Below are 24,468 nucleotides of genomic sequence, written 5' to 3'. Positions count from 1 at the left end.
GCGCCTAGTCCAGCGCCAGGTCCTTGCGGAAGCGACGCAGCCCGTCGATCTTCTCGGCCAACGTGGCATCCGGGCCGGCGTAGAACATCCAGGGCATGGTGATGATGCCGGTGATGCCCGCATCCTCGGCGCGCTGATAGTCCGCAACTGTGAAAGCGTCGGTCAGCGGTGTGAGAACGGTGAAATCGTCCATGGTCAACCCGTTTTCGGCCCGCAACTCGCGCAGCCGGCGCACCGCTGCGATGGCACGGTCGGTGTTGATCAGATCGCCGATCCAGCCGTCGTTGCGGGCGGCACGGCGCAGCGCGATGTCACTGAGGCCGCCGACGTACACCGGTATCGACGGCGGGGTCGGCTGCATCTCCAGTCGCGGCGCTCGGTAGAACTGGCCGTCGAATTCGGTCCAGCCCGGCTCCCACAGCGCGCGCATCAGGTCGATCATCTCGTCGGTACGCTTGCCGCGGGCCGCGAACTGCTCACCCATCAAAGCGAACTCCTCGCGGCACCAGCCCACACCGATACCGAGTTCCACCCGCCCGGACGCCAGCACCGCTGCCGTACCAATGGCTTTCGCCGCCGAGTACGGGTTGCGCATCGCCGGGATGTAAACCGTGGTGACGAATTTCAGCCGCGTCGTGATCTGCGCCAGCCCACCTACCAGCACCCACGGATCGGGCCAGTCGGTGAAGGGCTGCCATCGACGTTGCCCGTCTTTGGTGTACGGGTAGGGCGTCTCCAGCGTCTCCACGTTGACGACATGGTCCGGGATGCCGAGACCGTCATATCCGAGTTCATCTGCGGCCCTGGCGATTTCGATGATCTCAGGGGTCTTCAGGAAGGCGCTGCTGACGTAGAATTTCATTGCCCGTCCCGCGCCCAGGACGGCTCGATGAACACACCGTCGGCTTCCACGGTGATTCCCTTGGAATCCGCAATGAACCCGCGCGCGAACACTTTGACGCCCTCGCGGCGTTCGATCCAAGCTTCCGACCGCAGCGGGCCCAGCGGTGTCCCGCGCAGGTACTTCACCGTGATGGTCCCGGTGAAGCGCGGTTTGGACAATCCCTCGCTGGCCGCCTCGCCCAGCATGTGGTCCAGGACCAGGGCACTGACGCCGCCGTGCACCAGCGAAGGCGGACCCTCGTACGCACAACCCAGCACGAACTCGGTCCAGCACCGTCCACCGCCTTCGTGGTGCACCTCCACCGGCGGAGCGATCGGGTTACACACGCCGACCGCCGCATTGCCCAGCGGCAGCGGCCGATCCCCGACCCGGTAACTCACCCCGGCCGGCCGGGTCCGCTGCCGCAACGACTCGGTGACCGCCTCGATCGCGGTCCGCGCCTGCGCGACGACGTCGTCGTGCGCCTCGGTGCGAATCGTCGCCTCGATCAGTTCCCGGACAGCCCCAGCCAGCGGCGCATACAGGGCCGTGACCCGGTCGGCTTCCGTCGCACTCAGCGCTTCGAACATGGCGCCCAGCGCGCCGGCATCCCGAGTCAACTTCCAAACACCTTGCGCACCACCGCTTTTGCTCGTCTTGTCACACGTAGATAGTTGTCCAGGAATTCGCCGCCGTCGTCGCTGTGCCATCCCGCGGCGACCGCCACCGCATTGAGCTGACGCCCGGGGCCGGGCAGCTGGTCGGTGGGTTTGCCGCGGACCAGTACCAGCGCGTTGCGGGCGCGGGTCGCGGTCAGCCACGCCTGCTTGAGCAGGTCGACCTCGTCGGGGGCGACCAGGCCGGCTTCGGCGATCACATCCAGCGATTGCAGCGTCGAGGTGTTGTGCAGCGCCTCGATTTCGTGAGCGTGCCGCAGCTGCAGCAACTGCACGGTCCACTCGATATCGGCCAGTCCCCCGCGACCGAGTTTGGTGTGCGTTTTGGGATCCGCTCCGCGCGGCAACCGCTCGGATTCGACGCGGGCCTTGATGCGGCGAATCTCGTGCACCGCCTCGGCGGACACCCCGTTCGGCGGATACCGCGTCTGGTCGACCATCAGCAGGAACCGCTGACCCAGCTCGCTGTCGCCGGCGACGGCGTGCGCACGCAGCAGCGCCTGAATCTCCCAGGGCTGCGCATATTTCGCGTAGTACGCCTCGTAGGACGCCAGGGTGCGCACCAATGGCCCGTTGCGGCCCTCGGGTCGCAGATTGGCGTCGACTTCCAGCGGCGGGTCCACGCTGGGCGTCCCCAACTGCGTGCGTACCTGCTCGGCGATCGACGTGGCCCACTTCACCGCCTGCGAATCCTCGACCCCCCTGGCCGGCTCGCACACGAACATCACGTCCGCGTCGGAGCCGTAGCCCAGCTCGGCCCCGCCCAGCCTGCCCATGCCGATCACCGCCAGGGTCCCCGGGGCCGAATCATTGTCGCGGAGGTAGGCCCGGGTCGTCGCGTCCAGGGCGGCCTGCAGCACGGCCACCCAGATCGAGGTCAATGCCTCGCATACCTCGGTGACCTCGAGCATGCCCAGCAGATCCGCCGAGCCGATCCGAGCCAGCTCCCGGCGGCGCACCGTGCGCGCGGCCGCAATGGCCCGTCCCGGCTCGGAATAGCGGCCGGCCGAGGCGACCAAGGCCCGGGCTACCGCTGCGGGCTCGGTCTCGCGCAGTTTGGGCCCGGACGGCCGGTCACCGTAGTCCTGGATCACGTCGGGTGCGCGCATCAGCAGGTCCGGCACGTAGGTCGAGGTGCCCAGGATATGCATGAGCCGCCGGGCCACCGTCGGTTTGTCCCGCAGCGTGGACAGGTACCAGGTGTGCGTGGTCGATGCTTCGCTGAGCCGCCGGTACGCCAGCAGCCCGTTGTCGGGATCGGGGGTATAGGAAAGCCAGTCCAGCAGTCGTGGCAGCAGCACCGCCTGCACGCGCCCACGCCGACCGCTCTGGTTCACCAGTGCCGACATGTGTTTCAACGCGGTTTGCGGCGCGTAATAACCCAGCGCGGCCAGCTGGCGTTCGGCGGCATCGGGGGTCATGCGACCGCCCACCAGGTCCAGTCCGGCCGGGCCGATCGATTCCAGCAGCGGTTGGTAGAACAGCTTGGCGTGCAGCCGGGACACCCGCACGTTCTGGTGCTTGAGCTCCTCACGCAGCACGCCCGCGGCGTCGTTTCTCCCGTCGGGACGGATGTGCGCCGCGCGCGCCAGCCAGCGCACCGCTTCGTCGTCGTCCAGTTCGGGCAGCAGGTGGGTGCGCTTGAGCCGCTGCAGCTGCAGTCGATGCTCGAGCAACCGCAGGAACTCGTAGGACGCGATCATGTTGGCGGCGTCCTCGCGGCCGATGTAGCCGCCGGCGCCCAACGCCGCCAGTGCGTCCACCGTCGACGCGACATGGAGTGACTCGTCGCGCCGACCGTGCACCAACTGCAGCAGCTGGGCGGCGAACTCCACGTCGCGCAGGCCGCCGCTGCCCAGCTTGAGCTCACGGCCGCGGATATCGGCGGGCACCAACTCTTCGACCCGCCGTCGCATGGCCTGGACCTCGGGCACGAAGTCCTCGCGCTCGCACGCGGTCCACACCATCGGCCGCAGCGCCTCGAGGTAGCGCTCGGCGAGTTCGGGGTCACCGGCCGCGGGCCTTGCTTTCAATAGCGCCTGGAACTCCCAGGTCTTGGCCCAGCGCTGGTAGTAGGCGACGTGCGATTCGACCGTGCGGACCAATTCCCCACTGCGGCCCTCCGGCCGGAGGGCGGCATCGACTTCGAAGAAGGCCGACGAGGCCAGCCGCATCATCTCGCCGGCGACGCGGATGCTCATCGGATCAGCCTGTTCGGCGACGAAGATGACGTCGACGTCGCTGACGTAATTCAGTTCGCGCGCACCACATTTGCCCATCGCGATGATTGCCAGGCGCGGCGGCGGGCGGTCGCCGCACACCGTGTCCTCGGCCACCCGCAATGCGGCGGCCAGCGCCGCATCCGCGGTGTCGGCCAGTTGAGCGGCCACGGTGGTGAACGGCAGCACCGGCTCGTCCTCGACGGTGGCAGCGAGATCGAGCGAGGCCAGCACCAGCAGCTGGTCGCGGTACAACACGCGCAGTTGGTGCACGATCGAACCCGGAGCTCCGGTGAATTCCGCCACGCAGTCGAGAAACATCCGCTGCAACTGCTCGTGAGTGGGCAGTTCGACCTTGCCGCGCAGCAGTTTCCAGGACTGCGGGTTGGCGATCAGATGGTCCGCCAAGGCCAGCGAAGCCCCCAGCACGGCGAATAGCCGCCCGCGCAGGCTGCGTTCGTGAAGCAGCGCCGTGTTCAGTTCGTCCCATTCGATGTCGGGGTTCTCCGACATCCGGATCAGCGCCCGCAGCGCGGCATCGGCATCCGGCGCCCGCGACAACGACCACAGCAGATCGACATGATCCTGGTCGTCGTGTTGATCCCAGCCCAGCTCGGTCAATCGGGCGCCCGCCGCGGAGTCCACCAGCCCCAGCCGACCGACGCTGGGCAGCTTAGGTCGCTGCGTCGCTGGCCTGGTCACGTATCGACGTTAGCGCAAGGGTGCCGGGGCGACTTACAGCGACAAGTAGGTCTTCAGCTCAAAGGGCGTGACGTGGCTGCGGTAGTTGGCCCACTCGGCGCGCTTGTTGCGCAGGAAGAAGTCAAACACGTGCTCCCCCAATGCCTCCGCAACCAGCTCAGAGGACTCCATGGCCCGCAGTGCGGTGTCGAAACTCGACGGCAACTCGCGGTAGCCCATCGTGCGGCGCTCCTCGGGCGTCAGGTCCCAGACGTTGTCCTCGGCCTGCGGGCCCAGCACGTACCCCTTCTCCACGCCGCGCAGTCCAGCGGCCAGCAGCACGGCGAACGTCAGGTAGGGATTGCATGCCGAGTCCGGGCTGCGCACCTCCACCCGTCGCGACGACGTCTTGTGCGGCGTGTACATCGGCACCCGCACCAACGCCGAGCGGTTGGCCGCACCCCAGGACGCCGCGGTGGGCGCCTCGCCGCCGTGCACGAGCCGCTTGTAGGAGTTGACCCACTGATTGGTGACCGCGCTGATTTCCGAGGCGTGCTCGAGGATTCCGGCGATGAACGACTTGCCCACCTCCGACAGCTTCAGCGGGTCGTCGTCACTGTGGAAGGCGTTGACGTCTCCCTCGAACAGGCTCATGTGGGTGTGCATCGCCGAACCGGCGTGCGGGCCGAAAGGCTTGGGCATGAACGTCGCCCGCACGCCCTCTTCCAGTGCGACCTCTTTGATGACGTAGCGGAAGGTCATCACGTTGTCGGCCATCGACAGCGCATCGGCGAAACGCAGGTCGATCTCCTGCTGGCCGGGCGCGCCCTCGTGGTGGCTGAACTCCACCGAGATGCCCATGAACTCGAGCGCCTCGATGGCGTGCCGGCGGAACTTGGACGCGGACTCGTGGACGGCCTGGTCGAAATAGCCGGCGTTGTCAATCGGGGTGGGCTCCGACCCGTCGTCGGGGCCGTTCTTGAGGAGGAAGAATTCGATCTCGGGGTGCACGTAGCAGGAGAAGCCGAGGTCGTTCGCCCGCTGCAGCTGCCTGCGCAGCACGTGCCGGGGGTCCGCCCACGACGGTGAGCCGTCCGGCATGGTGATGTCGCAGAACATGCGAGCCGAATGGTAATGACCGGACTTGTCCGCCCAGGGCAGCACCTGGAAGGTCGACGGGTCGGGGTGCGCCACGGTGTCGGATTCCGAGACCCGAGCGAAGCCCTCGATCGAGGACCCGTCGAAGCCGATCCCCTCCTCGAAAGCGCCCTCGAGTTCGGCCGGGGCGATGGCGACCGACTTGAGGAATCCGAGCACATCGGTAAACCAAAGCCGCACGAAGCGGATGTCGCGTTCTTCCAGGGTGCGGAGAACGAATTCCTTCTGCCGATCCATACCCGCACACTAGGCACGGTCTGTTAAATCCGTGTTACGGATGCCACGCCACGCCGGTTGCGAATGCTTGCGAATATTTAGGCCTGGCACCGCAAATTCGACTGCGGCAACGTCAAATCCAGAAAGTAACGCGTCACGACGGCGTCCACGCACGGGTTGCCGTCGAACACCACGGTGTGCTGGGTCCCGTCGTAGGAGATCAGCGGGGCGCCCAGTTGCCGGGCCAGGTCCACCCCGGCCTGGTAGGGCGTGGCCGGATCGTGCGTGGTGGAGACCACCACGGCCTTGCCTGCCGGGGCCGGCGGCGCCAGGTGCGGCGTCGAGGTGGCCGGCACCGGCCACAGCGCACAGATGTCACGCGGCGCCGACCCGGTGAACTGTCCGTAGTTCAGGAATGGCGCCACCTCCCGGATTCGGCGGTCGGCCGTGACCCAGGACGCCGCGTCCGTCGGAGTCGGCGCGTCGACGCATCGGATCGCGTTGAACGCGTCCTGACCGTTGTCGTAGTGGCCCTGCGGGTCGCGGCCGTTGTAGTCGTCGGCCAGCATCAACAGGTCCCCGGCGTCACTGCCGTGCTGCAGCCCGAGCAGGCCGCTGGTCAGGTACTTCCAGTGCTGCGGTGTGTAGAGCGCGTTGATGGTGCCGGTGGTCGCATCGGCGTAGCTGAGGCCGCGCGGATCGGATGTCTTGCCCGGCTTGGTCACCAGCGGGTCGATCAGCGCGTGGTATCGGGTGACCCATTGGGCCGGGTCGGTGCCCAGCGGGCACGCCGTCGAACGGGCACAGTCCGCGGCGTAGTCGTTGAACGCGGTCTGGAAGCCCGCCATCTGGTTGATGGTCTGCTGGATCGGCCCGATCGTCGGGTCGATGGCCCCGTCGAGCACCATTGCCCGCACGTGCGGCGCGAAGCGTTCGATGTAGGCGGTGCCGAGTTCGGTGCCGTAGCTGTAGCCGAGGTAGTTGATCTGCTCGTCACCGAGCGCCTGGCGCACCATGTCCATGTCGCGGGCGGCCGACGCGGTACCGATATTGGCCAGGAAGGCCTGACCCATCCGATCGGCGCAGTGCTGAGCCAATTCGCGGTACACCTGCTCGATGTGGGCCACTCCGCCCGGGCTGTAGTCCACCATCGGGTCGCGCCGGTACGCATCGAACTCGGCGTCCGAGCGGCACCGCAGGCTCGGTGTCGAGTGACCCACCCCCCTGGGATCGAAACCCACCAGGTCGAAGTGCACGTTGATGTCGGTGCCCCTGAGGTCGGGCGCCATCCCGGCCACCATGTCGACCGCCGACGCGCCGGGCCCGCCCGGGTTGACCAACAACGATCCGATGCGCTGGCCCGTCGCGGGAACGCGGATGACCGCCAAGTTGGCTTGTGTCCCAGCCGGTTTGTCGTAGTCGACGGGAACCGACACCGTCGTGCACTGGGCGGTGGGTATGTCGACGGTACTGACGACGCCGGTGCAGGAACCCCAACTCTGTTGCGGTGTCGCGGCGGGTGCCAAAGGGACCTGGGTCTGCCCACTGTCGGGTTCGGGCGTGGCGGCGGCACGCGGTAGTGCCGCCGACTGACCGGAGAACACCAGTCCAAATGACAGCAGCGCCGAGATCACCAATCTCAGGCGCGACATGGCGGAAATCGTCTCATTTCGAAATCCGTCGCAGGACGCGGAATGGTTACGCCTTGATCTCTTATCGGCAGCTCTCGGTGCGCCGCCGAGCGTGAATCTCGCGACGCGACGCGCCGACGCAACGTCGTGCAATGCACAGTCGCGTGGGGGCGGGTGTCAGCAGGTTGCCCCGACGGGCGGCTTCGTCCCGTTGATCAGATACGCCGTGACGTAGTCGTCGACGCAGTTGTCTCCTTGGAAGACGACGGTGTGCTGGGTCCCGTTGAAGGTGAGCAACGAGCCCTTGAGTTGGTTGGCCAGGTCGACGCCGGCCTGGTATGGCGTGGCCGGATCGTGCGTGGTCGACACCACGATGGTGGGCGCCAGGCCCGGCGCGGAGACGGTGTGCGGTCGGCTGGTCGGGGGCACCGGCCAGAACGCACAGGTGCCCAGCGGTGCGTTCCCGGTGAACTTGCCGTAACTCATGAACGGCGCCAGTTCGCGGGCCCGCCGATCTTCGTCGATGACCTTGGCGCGATCGGTAATCGGTGGCTGGTCAACGCAATTGATCGCCACCCGGGCATCGGTCGAGTTGTTGTAGTGGCCGTGCGAATCACGCCGCATGTACATGTCGGCCAGCGCAAGCATGGTGTCACCACGGTGCTCGTCGGCCAGCTCCTTGAGGCCGTCGGTCAAGTGTCGCCACAGGTTTGGGGAGTACAGCGCCATGATGGTGCCCACGATGGCATCGCTGTAGCTGAGGCCACGCGGGTCTTTGGTCTTCGCCGGTCTGCTCACCGCGAGATTCTCCGGGTCCACCAGCGGATCGACCAGGTCGTGGTATGCCGCAACAGCTTTGGTGGGGTCGCTGCCCAGTGGGCAGCCCGTGTCTTTGGCGCAGTCGGCGGCATAGTCGTTGAAGGCGTCCTGGAATCCCTTGGCCTGACGCAGATCCGCCTCGATGGGGTCGGCGTTCGGATCGACTGCGCCGTCCAGGATCATCGACCGCACGTTTTGTGGGAAGGCCTCGGCGTAGGCCGAGCCGATCCGGGTTCCGTACGAGTAGCCGAGGTAGGTCAGTTTGGCGTCACCCAGCGCCGCGCGGATGGCGTCCAGATCCTTGGCGACGCTGACCGTGCCCACGTTCTCCAGGAAGTTCTTGCCCATCTTGTCGACGCAGCGCTGGACGAACTGCTTGGTTTCGTTCTCTATGCGCTGCACGCCCGCCTGGCTGTAGTCGACCTGCGGTTCGGCGCGTAGCCGGTCATTGTCGGCGTCGGAGTTGCACCAGATCGCCGGTCGCGAGCCTGCTACGCCGCGCGGATCGAAGCCCACCAGGTCGAAGCGTTCGTGCACCCGCTTGGGCAGTGTCTGGAAAACGCCCAGCGCGGCCTCGAGGCCGGACTCGCCGGGGCCCCCCGGGTTGATGACCAGCGAACCGATCTTGTCCCCGCTCGCGGGAAACCGGATCAACGCAAGCGACGCGACTTCCCCGTCCGGGTGGTTGTAGTCCACGGGGACGGCGAGTTTTCCGCACATTGCGTGGCCGGGGATCTTCACCGACGGGTTGGAGCTACGGCACGGTGTCCACACCACCGGCTGTCCCAGCCTGGGCTCAGCCATGCGCGCCCGTCCGGCGACCACGTGCACACAACCCGCCAGAACCATCACCACAGCGGACAGCGTGGTCCACATCAGCAGCATGCGCGCGAACTTGTCGCGGCGAGTCAGGCACATGGCACCCTATGGTGCCAGAGAGGCTTCTCCATCCTGGTCAAGCCGGCAACGGGTCCCGGCCAGCCGCTTCTGGCTCAACCCCCGCGGCCAGCGCCATCACCAGGGCTGCGTCGGACCAGGAATGCATGGGCAGCGACAAAATGGCAGAATGGGCCGGGTCAGACGAACCCGGGGACCCGTCAGGGCCACGAGGATCGACCCGACCACCAATTGAGGACAATGATGTCTGAGAACGTCTATGGTTTCAGCGCTGCAGCAAGCGGCCCGGCACGCCCCAAGATTCGCACGCACCACCTGCTGAAATGGAAGGCCGAAGGCCATAAGTGGGGCATGCTCACGGCCTACGACTATTCGACGGCCCGGGTGTTCGACGACGCCGGCATTCCGGTCCTGCTGATCGGTGACTCCGCCGCCAACGTCGTCTACGGCTACGACACCACGGTGCCGATTTCGATCGACGAACTGATCCCGCTGGTGCGCGGGGTGGTGCGGGGCGCTCCGCATGCCCTGGTCGTCGCCGACCTGCCGTTCGGCAGTTACGAGGCGGGGCCGACGGCCGCGCTGGCCGCCGCCACCCGGTTCATGAAGGAAGGTGGCGCGCACGCGGTCAAGCTGGAGGGAGGCGAGCGGGTCGCCGAGCAGATCGCCTGCTTGAGCGCGGCCGGCATTCCGGTGATGGCCCACATCGGCTTCACCCCGCAGAGCGTCAACACTCTCGGCGGATTCAAAGTCCAGGGCCGTGGCGATGCCGCAGAACAGACCATCCACGACGCGATCGCCGTCGCCGAAGCGGGCGCGTTCGCCGTGGTGATGGAGATGGTGCCGGCTGAACTGGCCACCCAGATCACCGGCAAGCTCACCATCCCGACGGTCGGTATCGGCGCCGGACCCAACTGCGACGGCCAGGTCCTGGTCTGGCAGGACATGGCCGGGATGAGCGGCGGAAGGACCGCCCGGTTCGTCAAGAGGTTCGCCGATGTGGGTGGCGAATTACGCCGCGCCGCAATGCAATACGCAGAAGAGGTAGCTACCGGGGCGTTCCCCGCCGAGGAGCACTGCTTCTAGGCCGGTGCGCCGACCGCACGCCCAACGCAGGTAACTTGGATATGGCACTCTGAGGGGGCCCGCCCCGCTCCCACGGAGAACAGAATGCCTGCTAAAGCGCCAAAAACGGCGCGCCACCTCGAGGTCGAGCGCAAGTTCGATGTGATCGAGTCGACCGTATCGCCATCGTTCGAAGGGATCGCGGCGGTTGCCCGTGTCGACAAACCCCCGGTCCAGGAGCTGGACGCGGTCTACTTCGACACGCCGAACCAGGATCTGGCGCGCAATCGGATCACGCTGCGCCGCCGCACCGGAGGGCCCGATGCCGGCTGGCACCTGAAGCTGCCCGCCGGACCGGATTCCCGCACCGAGATCCACGCCCCGATCGATGCGTCCGACGAAGCGGACACCGTGCCGCAGGACTTGCTGGACGTGGTGCTGGCTATCGTCCGCGACCGTCCGGTGGTGCCGGTCGCGCGCATCACCACCCGGCGCGAGATTCAGGTCCTCTACGACAGCCAGGATGTGGCACTCGCGGAGTTCTGCAACGACCACGTCACCGCTTGGTCTGGTGCGGGCTCCGATGACTCCGAATCCGGCCCGGCCGAGCAGCAGTGGCGGGAATGGGAACTCGAGGTCCGTCAAGCCCAAGGTGACACCAGCGACGCGGCGAGCCATGAACTGTTGAACCGGCTCAGCAACCGCCTGCTGGACGCCGGGGCCGCGCCCGCAGGGCACGGTTCCAAGTTGGCCCGCGCGCTCGGGTCCGCACCCCAACGCGGCGCTGCCCCGGCGCCGGCGGACCCGATTCATCGCGCGGTGGCCCAGCATGTGGAGGAAATGCTGGTGTGGGACCGCGCCGTGCGGGGCGACGTCTACGATTCCGTGCACCAATTGCGCGTCGTCACCCGTAAGTTACGCAGCCTGCTCAAGGATTCGCAGGAGTCGTTCGGATTGGCCGACGGCGCATGGGTTCTCGACGAGCTGCGGGAACTGGCCGGTGTGCTGGGCGTGGCGCGGGATGCCGAGGTGCTGGCCGAACGTTACGAACACGCGTTGACTCGAATGGACCCGGCGCTGGTGCGCGGACCGGTGTGGGAACGTCTGGTCAACGGGGCAAAGCGGCGTTATCAGATGGGTTGGCGGCGCTCGTTGATCGCCATGCGATCCAAGCGCTATTTCCGGCTGCTCGATGCCCTCGATGCGCTGGTCACCGAACCACCGGTCCCCGCGCTAGGTCAGCAATCGACTCCGGTGACCATCGATGCGGCCTACCGGAAGGTGCGCAAGGCTGCCAAAGCAGCGCAGACCGCCGACCCCGCGGAAGCCGACGACGCTGACGAGGCGCTGCACCGAATCCGCAAGCGCGCCAAGCGGCTTCGCTATACCGCAGCGGCCACCGGGGACAATCAGGTTGCCCAGGAAGCCAAGGCCATTCAAGCCCTGCTGGGAGATCATCAAGACAGTGTGGTCAGCCGCGAGCATCTGCTCGGCCAGGCCCAGGCGGCGCACCTCGCGGGCGAAGACACCTTCACCTACGGCCTGCTTTACCAGCATGAGAGCCAGACCGCCGAAACCAGTGCGGAGCAACTGGATTCCGCGCTGCGCAAGCTGAACAAGGCGGTACGCCGCAGCCGTCGCTGAGCGCGCCGGGGGCGGACGAGTTGGCCTGTAAGCCGGATTCTGTTCCACGCCGCCGCGGCTTTAATCCACGGTGGCCTGGCGGCGACCATCCATCTGGACACTCCGTTGCCGGGTGCCTCGAGCGGCCTACCCGCAGACTCGGGCGAGCAGCCCTCGGACGTCTGCGCGACCGCACTTTCGGTGCGGCCTTCTTGGCCTTGCTTCGGGTGGGGTTTGCCTAGCCATCCCGGTCACCCGGGATGCTGGTGCGCTCTTACCGCACCGTTTCACCCTTACCACCACGAGGGTGGCGGTCTGTTTTCTGTGGCACTTTCCCGCGAGTCACCTCGGATTGCCGTTAGCAATCACCCTGCTCTGTGAAGTCCGGACTTTCCTCGACTCGGAGGCGCTCCTTTCGGATCGACTCGAGCCGCGGCCGCCCGGCCAACTCGTCCGCGACGAACACGGTACCTGCTGACCGGCGCCACAGCCAGCGAACGGCGTCTACAGATACCCGGTCTGATTGACCAGACGCACCGATGACGCCCCGTCGGAATAGAACTCAGCGATGCTCAGCGACGCGAGGTCAAGATGCAGTCGGTACAGAATGCCCGAACCGGCGTCCAGCGCCATGCGCAGCAGCAACTTGATCGGCGTGACGTGCGAAACCACCAATACGTTCTTGCCCTCGTGGGCGGCGACGATCCGGTCCCGGCTGCGACGCACGCGCCGCAGCACGTCGTCGAAGCTTTCTCCGCCCGGCGGCAGCGTGCCGGTGTCGTACAGCCAACGGCGGTGCAGGTCGGGATCGCGCGCGGCAGCCTCGGCGAACGTCAGACCCTCCCACGCGCCGAAGTCGGTCTCGATCAGGTCCTCGTCGACAGTCACGTCCAGACCCAACGCCCTGGCCGCCGTCGTCGCGGTGTCATGGGCCCGCTGCAGCGGCGACGAGACCACCGCGGCGATCCCGCGGCGCTGCGTCAAATACCTTGCCGCCAAACCGGCCTGACGCCAACCGACCTCGTTCAACGGGGGGTTGCCGCGCCCCGAATAGCGGCGCTGCACCGACAACTCGGTCTGCCCGTGCCGCAACAACAGCAGCCGGGTCGGGGTACCGCTCGCGCCGGTCCAGCCCGGGCCGGTCGTGGTTTCGGCCGGACGCTCCGCCGCGGCGGCTCGGGCGGCGTCGGTGACGGGCACCGAAACCTTGTCGACCCGGCGATCCGCCTGCGTCGCCGCGTCCATCGCGTCGTTGGCCAGACGGTCGGCGTATGCGTTCTGCGCGCGTGGAATCCAGGAATAGGTGATCCGGCGGAACTGGGACGCCAGCCGCTGGGCCTGGGTGTGCAGTTCGACCAGGTCGGGGTGCTTGACCTTCCAGCGTCCCGCCATCTGCTCCACGACCAGCTTGGAGTCCATCAGGACCGAGACCTCGGTGGCTCCCAGATGCAGGGCATCGTCCAGACCGGCGATAAGTCCCCGGTATTCGGCGACGTTGTTGGTTGCCCGCCCGATCGCCTGCTTGGATTCGGCCAGTACGGTCCGGCGGTCCGCGGTCCACACCACCGCGCCGTACCCGGCGGGGCCGGGGTTCCCGCGCGACCCACCGTCGGCTTCGATGACCACCTTCATTAGTCAGAACCCTTGACTCGCAACAGGATTGCGCCGCACTCCGGGCACCTCTGCACCTCGTCCTCGGCGGCCGCCAGGATACGGGCCAGCTCGCCACGACCGATCTCGATCCGGCAGGCACCGCAGCGGTGTCCCTGCAGCGGCCCCGCGCCCGGACCTCCACCGGCGCGCAGTCGCTCGTACAGCGCCGAAAGTTCGGGATCCAGGCCCGCAGCCAACACTTCCCGCCGGGACGCCTGTGCTGACCGCGTCTCGTCGACCTCCGCGAGCGCCGCGTCAAGGTCGTGTTGAGCGCTGGCGAGCTCGTCCTGCAGCCCATCGATGGTCCCGGATTCGACGGCTTGCTGCGCCTGCATCTCTTCGCGCCGCTCCATCACTTCCAGCAGGGAATCCTCCAGGCTGGCCTGGCGGCGCTGCAGGGTTTCCAGTTCGTGCTGCAGATCCGCTAATTGTTTGGCGTCGGTTGCCCCGGAGTTGAGCAGGGCGCGGTCCCGGTCTTCCCGCTTGCGCACCGCGTCGATCTCGGACTCGAAGCGGGTGACTTGGGCGTCGAGATCCTCCAGGGCGATCCGCACCGCGGCCAGCCGGTCGCTGGCGGCGGTGTGTTTACCCTGCACAATGTCGTACGCCTCGCGCTGGGGCAGATGGGTGGCCCGGTGAGCGAGCCGGGACAGCTCAGCATCCAGTTTCGCCAGTTCCAGTAGCGAACGTTGCTGTGCCACTTCGGCCTTCATGATCTCCTAGGTCTCTCAGCTCTGGTTCCCAGCGCACAGGTTCCACGGGTCGGTGCGGATCTCGGATACCCGCATCGCCAATTTCGCACCGAATTCGGAGCGCAACACGCTGGCAGCTTGCTCACACCACGGGTATTCACTTGCCCAATGCGCGACGTCGATCAACGCCACCCCGGAGGCTCGGCAATGCTCGTCGGCGGGATGGTGCCGCAGGTCGGCCGTGACATAAGCCTGCACACCGGCGCCGGCTACCGCACCCAACAATGAGTCACCCGCTCCGCCGCAGACCGCTGCCCGGGACACCGGAAGGTCGGGATCGCCGGCGGCGCGCACACCCCACGATGTCCGCGGCAACGCGGCGCCGACGCGGGACACGAAGTCTCCGAACCGTTCAGCGCGGGGCAGGGTGGCGATGCGGCCCAGCCCCGTATCGGCGGGCGGGGGCAGCATGGTGAAGGTGTCGAAGGCCGGCTCCTCGTAGGGGTGCGCCGCGCGCATCGCTGCCAGCACCGCACCTCGTGCGCGTGCCGGAGCCACCACCTCGATCCGGTCTTCAGAGACCTGTTCGACGGTGCCGACGCTGCCGATGGCCGGAGACGCCCCGTCGTGCGGCAGAAATTGACCGATCCCGGTGACGCTCCAGCTGCAGTGTGAGTAGTCGCCGATCTGTCCGGCCCCCGCCGCAAACACCGCTTCGCGCACGGCATCCGCGTTCTGCTGCGGCACGTAAATGACCCATTTGTCCAGGTCCGCCGCGGTCGGCGACGCCTCCAGCACGCCCTCGACGGTCAGGCCCAGCGCGGTCGCCAAGGCGTCAGACACACCCGGAGCCGCCGAGTCGGCGTTGGTGTGCGCGGTGAACAGCGCACGGCCGGAGCGGATCAGGCGGTGGATCAGCGCACCTTTGGGCGTGCTGGCCGCGACCGTGTCGACCCCGCGCAGCAACAGCGGGTGGTGGGCAAGCAGCAAGCCGCGCTCAGGTACCTCGTCGACCACGGCCGGTGTCGCGTCGATGGCGACGGTTACCGACTCGATGACATCGGCAGGGTCCCCACAGACCAGCCCAACCGAATCCCAGGACTCGGCGAGCCGCGGCGGGTACGCCTCGTCGAGCACCTCGATGACGTCGGCCAGCCGCACACTCACCGGCGACTCCCAGTCGGTAGGCAGGCCGGGGTCTCGGCGATCGATTCGACCAGCCGTGACCATTCGGGACGCACCGCCGCCCGTAGGTAGGTGGCGTCCAGGCCGACGAAGCTGTCGCATCGTCGTATCGCTATTCCGTTGTCCCGCAATCGGTTTCGTATCCACTCCGCGTCAGGGCTGCGGAACAAGACGAACGGTGCCTGACCGGCGACCACCGCCATGCCCACCGTCTCCAACCCGGCGACCATCGCCGCGCGAACGGCGACCAACCGCGTGGCGTCAGCGGCCGCCTCGGCAACGGCCTGCGGGCTGCAACAGGCCGCGATCGCCGTCAGTTGCAGCGTGCCGACCGGCCAATGCGCACGCTGGGCGGTGAGCCGGGCCAATACCTCCGGCGACCCCAAGGCGTAGCCCACCCGTAATCCGGCCAGCGCCCATGTCTTGGTCAGGCTGCGCAGAACCAACACGTCGGGCAGGGCGTCCCCGGCAAGGGACTCCGGTTCGCCGGGCACCGAGTCGGCGAAGGCCTCGTCGACGACGACAATGCGCCCGGGGCGGCGCAGGGCCAGCAACTGCTCGCGGGTGTGCAGGACCGACGTCGGGTTGGTCGGGTTCCCCACCACGACGAGGTCGGCGTCGTCTGGGACCTGCGCGGTGTCCAGCGTGAAGGGCGGTTCCAGAGTCACCTGATGTATCGGGATTCCGGCGGCCGTCAGAGCCGCTTCCGGCTCGGTGAACGAGGGCGCGATGATTGCGGCGCGGCGCGGCCGCAGGTTGCTGAGCAACGCGAATCCCTCGGCTGCCCCGGCCAGCGGCAGTACCTCGCTGCGGGAACGGCCGTGTCGCTCGGCGATCGCATCTTGAGCGGCGTGTACGTCAGCGCTGCTGGGATACCGTGCCAAATCCGCCAGCCGCGCGCCGAGAGTGGTCAGGAGCCATCCCGGTGGCTGCGCATGACGGACGTTGACCGCGAAATCCAGCATGCCGGGCAGGACGTCTTGATCACCGTGATAGCGCGCCCGCGACACGCGGGCTGACGCGCTCTGATCCAGACCAGCCATCACTGAAACACTAGTGCGCCAGTTCGCGGAGCAGACATCCGGAGCACCACGGCGCACGTCTGGGCCGCCATCGAACCGCAATGGGCACAATGGGTTGGTGAAGAGTTCGATCGGAGACGAGGCACCGCAGCTGGTGATTTTCGATCTCGACGGCACGCTGACCGATTCGGCCGTCGGCATCGTGGCCAGCTTTCGGCATGCCCTCACCCATATCGGGGCGGCAATACCGGACGGAGATCTGGCCGCGCGCATCGTCGGACCGCCGATGGATGAGACGTTTCGCACGATGGAGCTCGACGGGCGCGCCGACGAGGCGTTCGCGGTCTTCCGCGCGGAGTACGGCAGCCGCGGCTGGGCGATGAACAGTCTCTTCGAGGGCATCGAACCGTTGCTCGCCGATTTGCGGGCGGCGGGCGTTCGATTGGCCGTGGCAACATCGAAGCTGGAGCCGACCGCGCGCCGCATCCTCGATCACTTCGGCTTGGACCAGCACTTCGAGGTAATCGCGGGCGCCTGCCCGCAGGGTTCGCGCAAATCCAAGGCCGAGGTGTTGGCGCACGCGCTGGACCAGCTCAGACCGTTGCCCGAGCGCATCCTGATGGTCGGTGACCGCAGCCACGATGTGCACGGTGCGGCCGCGCACGGCATCGACACCGTAGTCGTCGGGTGGGGCTACGGGCAGGCTGACTTCGCCGATGTCGCCGACCATGGCGCACCGGCCGGCCCCACCCTGGTCACCCATGCCGCGACAATCGAAGAACTTCGGAAGGTGCTGGGTGTCTGATTCCACGCTGCATGTGACGTTCGTCTGCACCGGCAACATCTGCCGTTCGCCGATGGCCGAGAAGATGTTCGCCCACCAGATTCAGCAGCGCGGCCTCGGCGAAGTGGTTCGGGTGAGCAGCGCCGGGACCGGCAACTGGCACGTCGGCGAGGGCGCCGATCTGCGGGCCAAGCGGGTGCTTCGTGACCACGGTTATCCCACCGACCACCGCGCCGCTCAGGTGGAAGACGACCATTTGTCCGCGGATCTGGTGATCGCGCTGGGCCGCAACCATGCGCAGGTGCTGCGCCAGCTCGGCGTGGATGACGGCCGGCTGCGGATGTTGCGTTCCTTCGACCCGCGTTCAGGGGCCTACGCCCTGGATGTCGAGGATCCGTACTACGGCGATCAAAACGATTTCAAAGAGGTTTTCAACGTCATCGAGGCGGCCCTGCCGGGCTTGCACGCCTGGGTGGACGAGCGACTCGCCCAGAACGGATCGGGTTGATGACGGCGGGAAATCGCAGTCTGAGATTCCTGCTACGGCCGAGCTGGCTGGCGCTGGCTCTGGTGTGTATCGCGTTCACTTACCTGTGTTTCACCGTGCTCGCGCCTTGGCAACTGGGCAAGAACACCAGGACCTCCCGGGAAAACCAGCAGATCGCCGATTCCGTCAATACCGCGCCGGTGGCGCTGAAAACCCTGATCCCCCATCAGGATTCGTCCGCCGAGGGGTCGCAGTGGCGAAAGGTGACCGCCACCGGGCACTACCTGCCCGACGTGCGGGTCATAGCCCGGTTGCGAGCGGTCGAGGGCGATCAGGCGTTCGAGGTGCTGGCGCCGTTCGCGGTCGACGACGGGCCGATCGTCCTGGTCGATCGCGGGTACGTGCGGCCCGAACAGGGTTCGCACGTACCGCAGATCCCGCCGCCGCCGGACCAGCCGGTGACCATCACCGCGCGACTGCGGGATTCCGAGCCGACCGTTCAGGGCAAGGATCCGTTCACCAGAGATGGCTACCAGCAGGTGTTTTCGATCAGCACCGAACAGGTCGCGCAATTGACGGGCGTGCCGCTGGCGGGGTCGTACCTGCAGCTGGTCGAGGATCAGCCGGGCGGCCTGGGTGTGATCGGGGTGCCGCGCCTGGACGCCGGGCCGTTCCTGTCCTACGGCATCCAATGGATTCTGTTCGGTGTCCTGGCCCCGATTGCGCTGGGGTATTTCGCCTACTCCGAGGTGCGGGCCCGTCGGCGGGAAAAGGAACTGCGGTCAGCCGGTGCGGCGGAGGTGCCGGCGCCGGTTCAGCCGACGACCGTCGAGGAGAAACTCGCCGACCGTTACGGCCGCCGGCGTTAGCGTCGAGAAAGCAACTGCCAACGCCAACGCCACCCCCACCGCACCCGCCTGCACCACCCGTGACAGTGTCACCGCCCGGCGCAGGTCGGTCACCGTGGGTTGCCCGCCGTCCCCCAGTGTGGGGCGCAGCTCCAGCTCGTGCTGGTACTGGGTCGGGCCGCCGAGCCGCACCCCGAGCGCCCCGGCGAACGTCGCCTCGACGACCCCGGCGTTGGGACTGGGATGCCGGTCTGCGTCGCGTCGCCACGCCCGCACCGCCCCCACCGCGGACCCGCCCACCAGTGGCGCGCAAGCCACCACCAGAGCGGCGGTGACCCGCGCCCCGGCGTAATTCACGACGTCGTCCAATCGTGCTGCGGCCCAGCCGAATCGGAGATAGCGGGGCGAGCGGTAGCCGACCATGGAATCCAGCGTGTTGATGGCGCGGTACATCAGCGCGGCGGGCGCCCCACCGACCGCGGCCCACAGCAGCGGCGCCACGTGGGCGTCGGAGGTGTTCTCCGCCACCGATTCCAGCGCCGCGCGGGTCAGTCCGGCGATGTCCAGCCTGGCCGGGTCACGTCCGCACAGCGACGGCAGCAGCGCCCGTGCCCCCTCCACATCCCGGCGAGCCAGCAAGTCCGCCATCTGAGTGCCGGTGCGCGCCAACGACGTGCCCCCCAGCACGGTCCAGGTAGCCACTGCGACGGCGGCGACGCTACGGCCCTGGCCACCCCGCTGCAGCACCGCGCCGAATGCCCCTGTCCCGGCGACCAGCAGGCACACGTGTGCCGCGCCGGCCGCCCGGTCATCGCGGTAGGTGCTCTGCTCTAGCCTCGCCGCCGTAGCACCGAACACCGCGACGGGATGACCTCGCTTCGGGTCGGCCAGCGCGAGATCGGCGAGATAGCCGGCCAGCACGCCGACGATGCGGGTCTGCCGTGTCGAGGCAACCACAGGGCGGCGTCTCATATGTACAAACATTCTCGGCCCGGTCACCTCATTCGTCATCTACTCGATCGCATGTGACAAGGTCCCGGCCGAGTGTGCGATCTACGACGCTCCCCCGGCGTGTCGCGTCGTCAGATTCACTCTCGGCAAGCGGCCCCTCAGCGCACCGTCGCGAAGAATTTGCGGATGTCTTCGACGAACAGCTCGGGTTGCTCGAACGCAGCGAAGTGCCCGCCGCGGGGCATGGTGGTCCAGTGGGTGATGTTGAAGTTCGGCTCACACCAGCGACGGGGCGCGCGCAGCACCTCTTTCGGGAAAGCCGCTACCCCCGTTGGCAATTCGACCCGGCTGGTATCACCCCACACCTTGAAGCTCTCCCAGTAGAGGCGGGCCGACGACGCTGCGGTCGCAGTAACCCAATACAGCATCACGTTGTCCAGCAACTCATCTCGGGTCAGCACATTCTCGGGGTGCCCGTCGCAATCCATCCACGCCCAGAACTTCTCGACGATCCAGGCCAGTTGTCCCACCGGCGAATCGACCAGCCCGTATCCCACTGTCTGCGGCCGTGTCGATTGTTGCTTGGAGTAGCCGGTGCCTGACTTCCGGTGCTCGGCCAGCGCGGCCAGCGCCGCCTGCTCTTCCGGAGTCGGGTCGGCCAGCGTCTCTTTCGTCGGCATACCCAACGGCATGTTCAGGTGGATGCCCGCGCAGTGACCGCCATTGCGGCCGATTTGGGTCGTGACGGCCGCGCCCCAGTCACCGCCCTGAGCGCCGTACCGCTGATAGCCCAGACGCAGCATCAACTCTTCCCAGACCAACGCGATCTTCTGCACTCCCCACCCGGTGCGGCCCGGCTTTCCGGAGAAGCCGTATCCGGGCAGTGAGGGGCAGACCACGTGGAAGGCGTCGGCGGCGCGACCTCCGTGCGCGGTGGGATCGGTGAGCGGCTCGATCACCTTGTGGAACTCCACGATCGATCCCGGCCAACCGTGGGTGATCAGCAACGGGAACGCGTTCTCGTGCGGGGATCGCTGATGGATGAAATGAATGTCTAACCCGTCGAATTGATCGACGAAGTGGTCGAATCGGTTCAGCGCGGCCTCCCGTGACCGCCAGTCGTAATGATTGGCCCAGTAGGCGGCGAGGTCTTGGGTGTAACGCAGCGGAATGCCCTGGCTCCAGTCGTCCACGCACTCGGGCTCGGGCCATCGGGTGCGCGCCAGCCGCGATTGCAGATCGTCGAGAACATCGTCGGGAACATCGATGCGAAACGGCTTCACCCGCTAATAGTGCCGCTCCCGGGATGCCGCGCGACAGGCGCCCTATTTCTGCGTGGCGTCCTTGATCAGCGTGCTGATCTGCTCCAGCAGTTCACGCATGTCGGCGCGCATGGCGTCCACCGCGGCGTACAGGTCCGCCTTGGTCGCCGGCTGCTGGTCGGAGGACAACGGCCGTACCGGCGGTCCCGAAGTCTGTCGCGCCGCACCCTCGCTCTGCGAACCAGGTAGCTCACCCACGTCCACGACCTTGCCATACCGGGTCAAACACGTCCAAAAGACGGGACACACCCCAAGCGGGTCCCGGCCGCGTATATACGCATAGCGCGACCGGGACGATCAGCGTTTTCGCCGATGCTCACCACCCAATACGCGCCGCATGCTGGCTAGCATGAGCGAAACGAGCTGGAGCGTCCCCGACATGGCCGAGCTGCCCACCGGAACGGTGACCCTGCTGCTGGCCGACGTCGAGAGTTCCACCTCGCTGTGGGAAACCCAGCCCAAAACAATGCAGGAAGCCGTCGCGCGCCTCGACAGGGTGCTTGCCAGAGCCGTGGCGGCTCACCGCGGGGTGCGGCCGGTCGAGCAGGGCGAAGGCGACAGTTTCGTCATCGCCTTCCCCCGTGCCGCCGACGCTGTGGCCTGTGCGCTGGAGTTGCAGCGGGCACCGTTGGCCCCGATAAAACTCCGCATCGGGGTGCACACCGGCGACATCCAGCTGCGCGACGAGGGCAACTACATCGGCCCGACCGTCAACCGGGCAGCCCGCCTGCGCGATCTCGCGCACGGTGGCCAAACCGTACTCTCCGGCGCCACGGAACCGCTTGTCGTCGACCAACTCCCGCCGGACGTCACGCTGACGGATCTGGGTAGCCATCCGCTGCGTGATCTGCCGCGTCCCGAACGTGTGATGCAACTGTGCCATCCGGACCTGCACAACGATTTCCCGCCGTTGCGCACCGCGGAAGCTGTTGCCGCCGATCGCCTTCCGACGCAGCTGACCAGCTTTATCGGCCGGGAAACCGAGATCCGCGGTATCCGGAACGCGCTTGCCGAGAACCGACTCGTCACATTGACCGGGGCGGGCGGGGCCGGCAAGACGCGGCTGGCGGTCCAGGTCGTGGCGGGGATCGCCCCCGAGTTCGCCGACGGTGTCTGGTATGTCGACCTGGCACCGATCACCGATCCGGACGCGGTGCCGGTAGCGGTCGCCCGAGCACTCGGGCTCCCCGACCAGCCCGGTCAGGTAACCAGCGAGGTGCTGCGACGGTTCATCCGCGATCGTCAGATATTGATCCTGGTGGACAACTGCGAACACCTGCTGGACGCCAGCGCCGCCTTGTTGAGTGGCTTGTTGGTTGGGTGCCCGGCGTTGAGACTGCTGACGACCAGCCGTGAATCGATCGGGGTGGCTGGCGAGACGAGCTGGCGAGTGCCGTCGCTGTCCTTGGCCGGCGAGGCCATCGAATTGTTCGCCGATCGAGCACGCCGAATCAAGCCTGAATTCCGTGTCGATGCCGACAATGCCGATACGGTGACCGCGATCTGCCGCCGCCTCGACGGACTACCGTTGGCTATTGAACTGGCCGCGGCTCGCGTCCGTGCCCTGGCGCCCGCCGAAATACTGCGCAGTCTGCAGGACACTTTCCGGCTGCTCACCGGTGGCGCCCGCACTGCAGTGCGCCGCCAACAGACGCTGCGTGCGTCGGTGGACTGGTCACACGAATTGCTCAGCGAACCCGAGCGGATGTTGTTCCGCCGGCTCGCGGTATTCCTCGGCGGGTTCGATCTTGACGCGGCCCAAGCCGTCGGCGGCGGCGAGCGCTATCAGGTGCTCGATCAACTCACCTTGCTGGTCGACAAATCACTCGTGGTCGCCGAGGACAGTCCGCACGGCACCCGCTACCGGTTGCTGGAAACCGTCCGCCAGTATGCGATGGAGAAGCTCGGTGAGTCGCGCGAGGGTGACAGCGTGCGCACCCGTCACCGCGACCACTACACCGCGATCGCCGACGGTCTCGACACACCGACTACCGCGGAACATGAACGAAGAATTGAATCCGTCGGGACCGAAATCGACAATCTGCGAGCGGCTTTCGTGTGGAGCCGGGAGAACGCTGACACCGATCTGGCGTTGTCGCTCGCGTCATCGCTGTTGCCGCTCTGGCTGACCCGGGGGCTGATGCAGGAAGGTCTGAACTGGTTGAACACCGCACTCGCCGACGCGAATTCTTCCGTCGAGGCATCGCCCAACCGGATACGCGCGATGGTTAGCAGAGTTGTACTGGAGTCGTTCCGGGGCGTGAGGGCCGACTTGGACCATGCCGAGCAGACTCTGGCGGCGGCGCGTGAACTCGGCGAGCCCTCGCTGGTGGCGCGGGCGCTGACCGGTTGCGCATGCCGCGTCGCCGACGACAGGGATCTGCGTCTCGCCTACTTCACTGAAGCGGCCGAAATCGCGCGCGCCTGCGGAGATTCCTGGTGGCTGGGACAAACCACTTCCCTAGAAGCGGTATGTGCACTGCTGTTCGGCGAACCAGTTGCCGGACAGGTGGCCGCGGAAGAAGCGCTGCGCATAGCTGACGCAATCGGCGACAGGTTCGTGTCTCGCCAGTCCCGCTACGTCATGGGCTGGGCACAGGTTCTGCGCGGAGATCTCGCCGGCGCATTGCCGATGATCCGCTCCGTCGATGACGCGGCGAGTGCGGCGTGCGACGCCATGTATTCCATGCACGCCCGCTCGCTGCAGGCGCAGATTCTGGCTTACCAAGGACAGACGGAAGCCGCCGAGACAGCAGCGAAAGTGGCTTTCGATCGCGTCACCGACCTGTTCGATACCTACGCCGGCGTGGTCTACGCGGCATCGGCTGTCGTGCACCTGGCTGCGGGTGACGGAGTTGCTGCCTTGCAATCGTTCTCGGCAGCTCGAACATTGACCCCGATGGATCCGCTGATGGCCGGTATCTACCACTGGGCGCCGCTGGCTCCTCTGGCATGTGGTGACCTCGCCGTCGCCCGCCGATGGGCCGACGAGGTCGTGTCCGCGACCACGGGGTGGAGTATCGCCGCGTCCTGGACGACACGCGCATACGTAGAAATCGCGCAGGGTGAATTCGACGCCGCCGAACGTGACGCCTACGACTCCCTCGACCTGGCGGTTCGACTCGAGGCCGACCTGCTCATTCCGTTTGCTCTCGACTGCCTTGCCGTGCTGGCAACCGACGCAGACAACCACACGCTGGCCGCCCGGTTGTTCGGCGCGGCTGAGGCGGCCCGCCTGCGCATGGGGTTGGTACGGTTCAAGATCCTCGATCCCGCAATCGAGTCTCGTGTCATCGTCGCACGAGAGGCATTGGGCGACAATGACTTCGACACCGCGTGGACCGAAGGCGCGGCGCTGTCGAATGAGGAGGCTGTGGCCTACGCGCTGCATCGTCGCGGTGAACGCACCAAGGCCAGCACCGGCTGGGCCGCACTGACCCGCGCCGAACTCGACGTCGTCAAACTTGTCAGCGAAGGCCTGCCCAATCGCGATGTCGCCGCGAGGTTGTTCATTTCACCCCGCACCGTGCAGGCGCATCTGACGCATATCTACACCAAGCTCGGCCTGACCTCGCGGGTGCAACTCGCGCAGGAGGCGTCGCGGCACTGAAACGATCGCCACTGTAAAACGATCGCCACTGAAACGATCGCCCCA

Annotated in this window: 19 protein-coding genes and 1 other RNA gene; 6 read left to right on the top strand and 14 right to left on the bottom strand. The window is 67.0% G+C overall.

Annotated features, from left to right (window positions below; translation table 11 throughout):
- Nucleotides 1-4 precede the first annotated feature (4 nt).
- From A5636_RS07705 to A5636_RS07680, 6 genes are all read right to left on the bottom strand, one after another.
- Nucleotides 5-862: a TIGR03619 family F420-dependent LLM class oxidoreductase gene (locus A5636_RS07705; RefSeq protein ID WP_065158093.1), complete on the bottom strand. Its 858-nt coding sequence runs from the start codon at nt 860-862 to the stop codon at nt 5-7.
- A complete protein-coding gene (locus tag A5636_RS07700) occupies nt 859-1,503 on the bottom strand; it encodes a PaaI family thioesterase (protein ID WP_065158092.1) in 645 nt (214 codons plus the stop codon). Before A5636_RS07700 ends, A5636_RS07705 begins: the two co-directional genes overlap by 4 nt.
- Nucleotides 1,500-4,481 (bottom strand): bifunctional [glutamine synthetase] adenylyltransferase/[glutamine synthetase]-adenylyl-L-tyrosine phosphorylase, encoded by a 2,982-nt coding sequence (locus A5636_RS07695; RefSeq protein WP_065158091.1) that lies wholly within the window; start codon nt 4,479-4,481, stop codon nt 1,500-1,502. The genes A5636_RS07700 and A5636_RS07695 overlap by 4 nt, the downstream gene beginning before the upstream one ends.
- A gap of 33 nt (nt 4,482-4,514) precedes the next feature.
- The gene (gene glnA / locus A5636_RS07690; RefSeq protein WP_065158090.1) at nt 4,515-5,855 is read right to left on the bottom strand and encodes a type I glutamate--ammonia ligase; all 1,341 of its coding nucleotides are present in this window, start codon (nt 5,853-5,855) and stop codon (nt 4,515-4,517) included.
- 77 nt (nt 5,856-5,932) lie between these two features.
- A complete protein-coding gene (locus tag A5636_RS07685) occupies nt 5,933-7,495 on the bottom strand; it encodes an alpha/beta hydrolase (protein ID WP_155763688.1) in 1,563 nt (520 codons plus the stop codon).
- A gap of 147 nt (nt 7,496-7,642) precedes the next feature.
- A complete protein-coding gene (locus A5636_RS07680; RefSeq protein ID WP_065158088.1) occupies nt 7,643-9,202 on the bottom strand; it encodes an alpha/beta hydrolase in 1,560 nt (519 codons plus the stop codon).
- Between the two features lie 219 nt (nt 9,203-9,421).
- Between A5636_RS07680 and panB the strand changes: the two genes are divergently transcribed.
- Nucleotides 9,422-10,267 carry a 3-methyl-2-oxobutanoate hydroxymethyltransferase gene (gene panB / locus A5636_RS07675; protein ID WP_065158087.1) on the top strand — a complete coding sequence of 282 codons (846 nt, stop codon included), beginning with the start codon at nt 9,422-9,424 and terminating at the stop codon, nt 10,265-10,267.
- 84 nt (nt 10,268-10,351) lie between these two features.
- On the top strand, nt 10,352-11,890 hold the full coding sequence (locus tag A5636_RS07670) for a CYTH and CHAD domain-containing protein (protein WP_065158086.1): 1,539 nt from the start codon (nt 10,352-10,354) through the stop codon (nt 11,888-11,890).
- Between the two features lie 12 nt (nt 11,891-11,902).
- On the opposite strand, the gene rnpB is transcribed toward A5636_RS07670, so the two are convergent.
- The 5 genes from rnpB to cobC all read right to left on the bottom strand — a co-directional run bounded on the left by rnpB (nt 11,903) and on the right by cobC (nt 16,442).
- An RNA gene (gene rnpB / locus A5636_RS07665) (RNase P RNA component class A) lies at nt 11,903-12,321 on the bottom strand.
- A 52-nt stretch (nt 12,322-12,373) separates the two neighbouring features.
- Complete coding sequence (locus tag A5636_RS07660) at nt 12,374-13,501, bottom strand: bifunctional RNase H/acid phosphatase (protein WP_065158085.1); 1,128 nt, start codon at nt 13,499-13,501, stop codon at nt 12,374-12,376.
- A complete protein-coding gene (locus A5636_RS07655; RefSeq protein ID WP_065158084.1) occupies nt 13,501-14,235 on the bottom strand; it encodes a zinc ribbon domain-containing protein in 735 nt (244 codons plus the stop codon). Before A5636_RS07655 ends, A5636_RS07660 begins: the two co-directional genes overlap by 1 nt.
- A gap of 15 nt (nt 14,236-14,250) precedes the next feature.
- The gene (locus tag A5636_RS07650; protein ID WP_065158083.1) at nt 14,251-15,381 is read right to left on the bottom strand and encodes a Nif3-like dinuclear metal center hexameric protein; all 1,131 of its coding nucleotides are present in this window, start codon (nt 15,379-15,381) and stop codon (nt 14,251-14,253) included.
- On the bottom strand, nt 15,378-16,442 hold the full coding sequence (cobC, locus tag A5636_RS07645) for an Rv2231c family pyridoxal phosphate-dependent protein CobC (RefSeq protein ID WP_065158082.1): 1,065 nt from the start codon (nt 16,440-16,442) through the stop codon (nt 15,378-15,380). Before cobC ends, A5636_RS07650 begins: the two co-directional genes overlap by 4 nt.
- A 133-nt stretch (nt 16,443-16,575) precedes the next feature.
- On the opposite strand from cobC, the gene A5636_RS07640 reads away from it, so the two are divergent.
- The 3 genes from A5636_RS07640 to A5636_RS07630 are packed head-to-tail and all read left to right on the top strand — an operon-like array spanning nt 16,576 to nt 18,561.
- On the top strand, nt 16,576-17,226 hold the full coding sequence (locus A5636_RS07640) for an HAD-IA family hydrolase (protein WP_065158124.1): 651 nt from the start codon (nt 16,576-16,578) through the stop codon (nt 17,224-17,226).
- Nucleotides 17,219-17,713: a low molecular weight protein-tyrosine-phosphatase gene (locus tag A5636_RS07635; protein WP_065158081.1), complete on the top strand. Its 495-nt coding sequence runs from the start codon at nt 17,219-17,221 to the stop codon at nt 17,711-17,713. The genes A5636_RS07640 and A5636_RS07635 overlap by 8 nt, the downstream gene beginning before the upstream one ends.
- Nucleotides 17,713-18,561: an SURF1 family cytochrome oxidase biogenesis protein gene (locus A5636_RS07630; RefSeq protein WP_065158080.1), complete on the top strand. Its 849-nt coding sequence runs from the start codon at nt 17,713-17,715 to the stop codon at nt 18,559-18,561. Before A5636_RS07635 ends, A5636_RS07630 begins: the two co-directional genes overlap by 1 nt.
- On the opposite strand, the gene A5636_RS07625 is transcribed toward A5636_RS07630, so the two are convergent.
- The 3 genes from A5636_RS07625 to A5636_RS07615 all read right to left on the bottom strand — a co-directional run bounded on the left by A5636_RS07625 (nt 18,475) and on the right by A5636_RS07615 (nt 21,017).
- A complete protein-coding gene (locus A5636_RS07625) occupies nt 18,475-19,497 on the bottom strand; it encodes a cobalamin biosynthesis protein (RefSeq protein ID WP_081287662.1) in 1,023 nt (340 codons plus the stop codon). The two genes, A5636_RS07630 and A5636_RS07625, sit on opposite strands and share 87 nt — an antisense overlap.
- A gap of 152 nt (nt 19,498-19,649) precedes the next feature.
- On the bottom strand, nt 19,650-20,774 hold the full coding sequence (locus A5636_RS07620) for an epoxide hydrolase family protein (RefSeq protein ID WP_065158079.1): 1,125 nt from the start codon (nt 20,772-20,774) through the stop codon (nt 19,650-19,652).
- A gap of 42 nt (nt 20,775-20,816) precedes the next feature.
- Nucleotides 20,817-21,017 carry a hypothetical protein gene (locus A5636_RS07615; protein WP_216638821.1) on the bottom strand — a complete coding sequence of 67 codons (201 nt, stop codon included), beginning with the start codon at nt 21,015-21,017 and terminating at the stop codon, nt 20,817-20,819.
- Between the two features lie 133 nt (nt 21,018-21,150).
- On the opposite strand from A5636_RS07615, the gene A5636_RS07610 reads away from it, so the two are divergent.
- On the top strand, nt 21,151-24,423 hold the full coding sequence (locus A5636_RS07610; protein WP_065158078.1) for a helix-turn-helix transcriptional regulator: 3,273 nt from the start codon (nt 21,151-21,153) through the stop codon (nt 24,421-24,423).
- The last annotated feature ends 45 nt before the right edge of the window (nt 24,424-24,468 follow it).

Origin of the sequence: Mycobacterium asiaticum, assembly GCF_001673315.1 — a bacterium.
GTDB lineage: Bacteria > Actinomycetota > Actinomycetes > Mycobacteriales > Mycobacteriaceae > Mycobacterium > Mycobacterium asiaticum_B.
The sequence above is the reverse complement of the archived record's forward strand: the minus strand, read 5'-3'. Positions and strand labels throughout refer to the sequence as shown.

Bases quoted from the DNA above. Each gene is read 5' to 3' on its own strand.
- A5636_RS07705 (WP_065158093.1), bottom strand. From the start codon at position 862: ATGAAATTCTACGTCAGCAGCGCCTTCCTGAAGACCCCTGAGATCATC.
- glnA (WP_065158090.1), bottom strand. From the start codon at position 5,855: ATGGATCGGCAGAAGGAATTCGTTCTCCGCACCCTGGAAGAACGCGAC.
- A5636_RS07680 (WP_065158088.1), bottom strand. From the start codon at position 9,202: ATGTGCCTGACTCGCCGCGACAAGTTCGCGCGCATGCTGCTGATGTGG.
- panB (WP_065158087.1), top strand. From the start codon at position 9,422: ATGATGTCTGAGAACGTCTATGGTTTCAGCGCTGCAGCAAGCGGCCCG.
- A5636_RS07670 (WP_065158086.1), top strand. From the start codon at position 10,352: ATGCCTGCTAAAGCGCCAAAAACGGCGCGCCACCTCGAGGTCGAGCGC.
- A5636_RS07660 (WP_065158085.1), bottom strand. From the start codon at position 13,501: ATGAAGGTGGTCATCGAAGCCGACGGTGGGTCGCGCGGGAACCCCGGC.
- A5636_RS07655 (WP_065158084.1), bottom strand. From the start codon at position 14,235: ATGAAGGCCGAAGTGGCACAGCAACGTTCGCTACTGGAACTGGCGAAA.
- cobC (WP_065158082.1), bottom strand. From the start codon at position 16,442: ATGGCTGGTCTGGATCAGAGCGCGTCAGCCCGCGTGTCGCGGGCGCGC.
- A5636_RS07630 (WP_065158080.1), top strand. From the start codon at position 17,713: ATGACGGCGGGAAATCGCAGTCTGAGATTCCTGCTACGGCCGAGCTGG.
- A5636_RS07610 (WP_065158078.1), top strand. From the start codon at position 21,151: ATGCTGGCTAGCATGAGCGAAACGAGCTGGAGCGTCCCCGACATGGCC.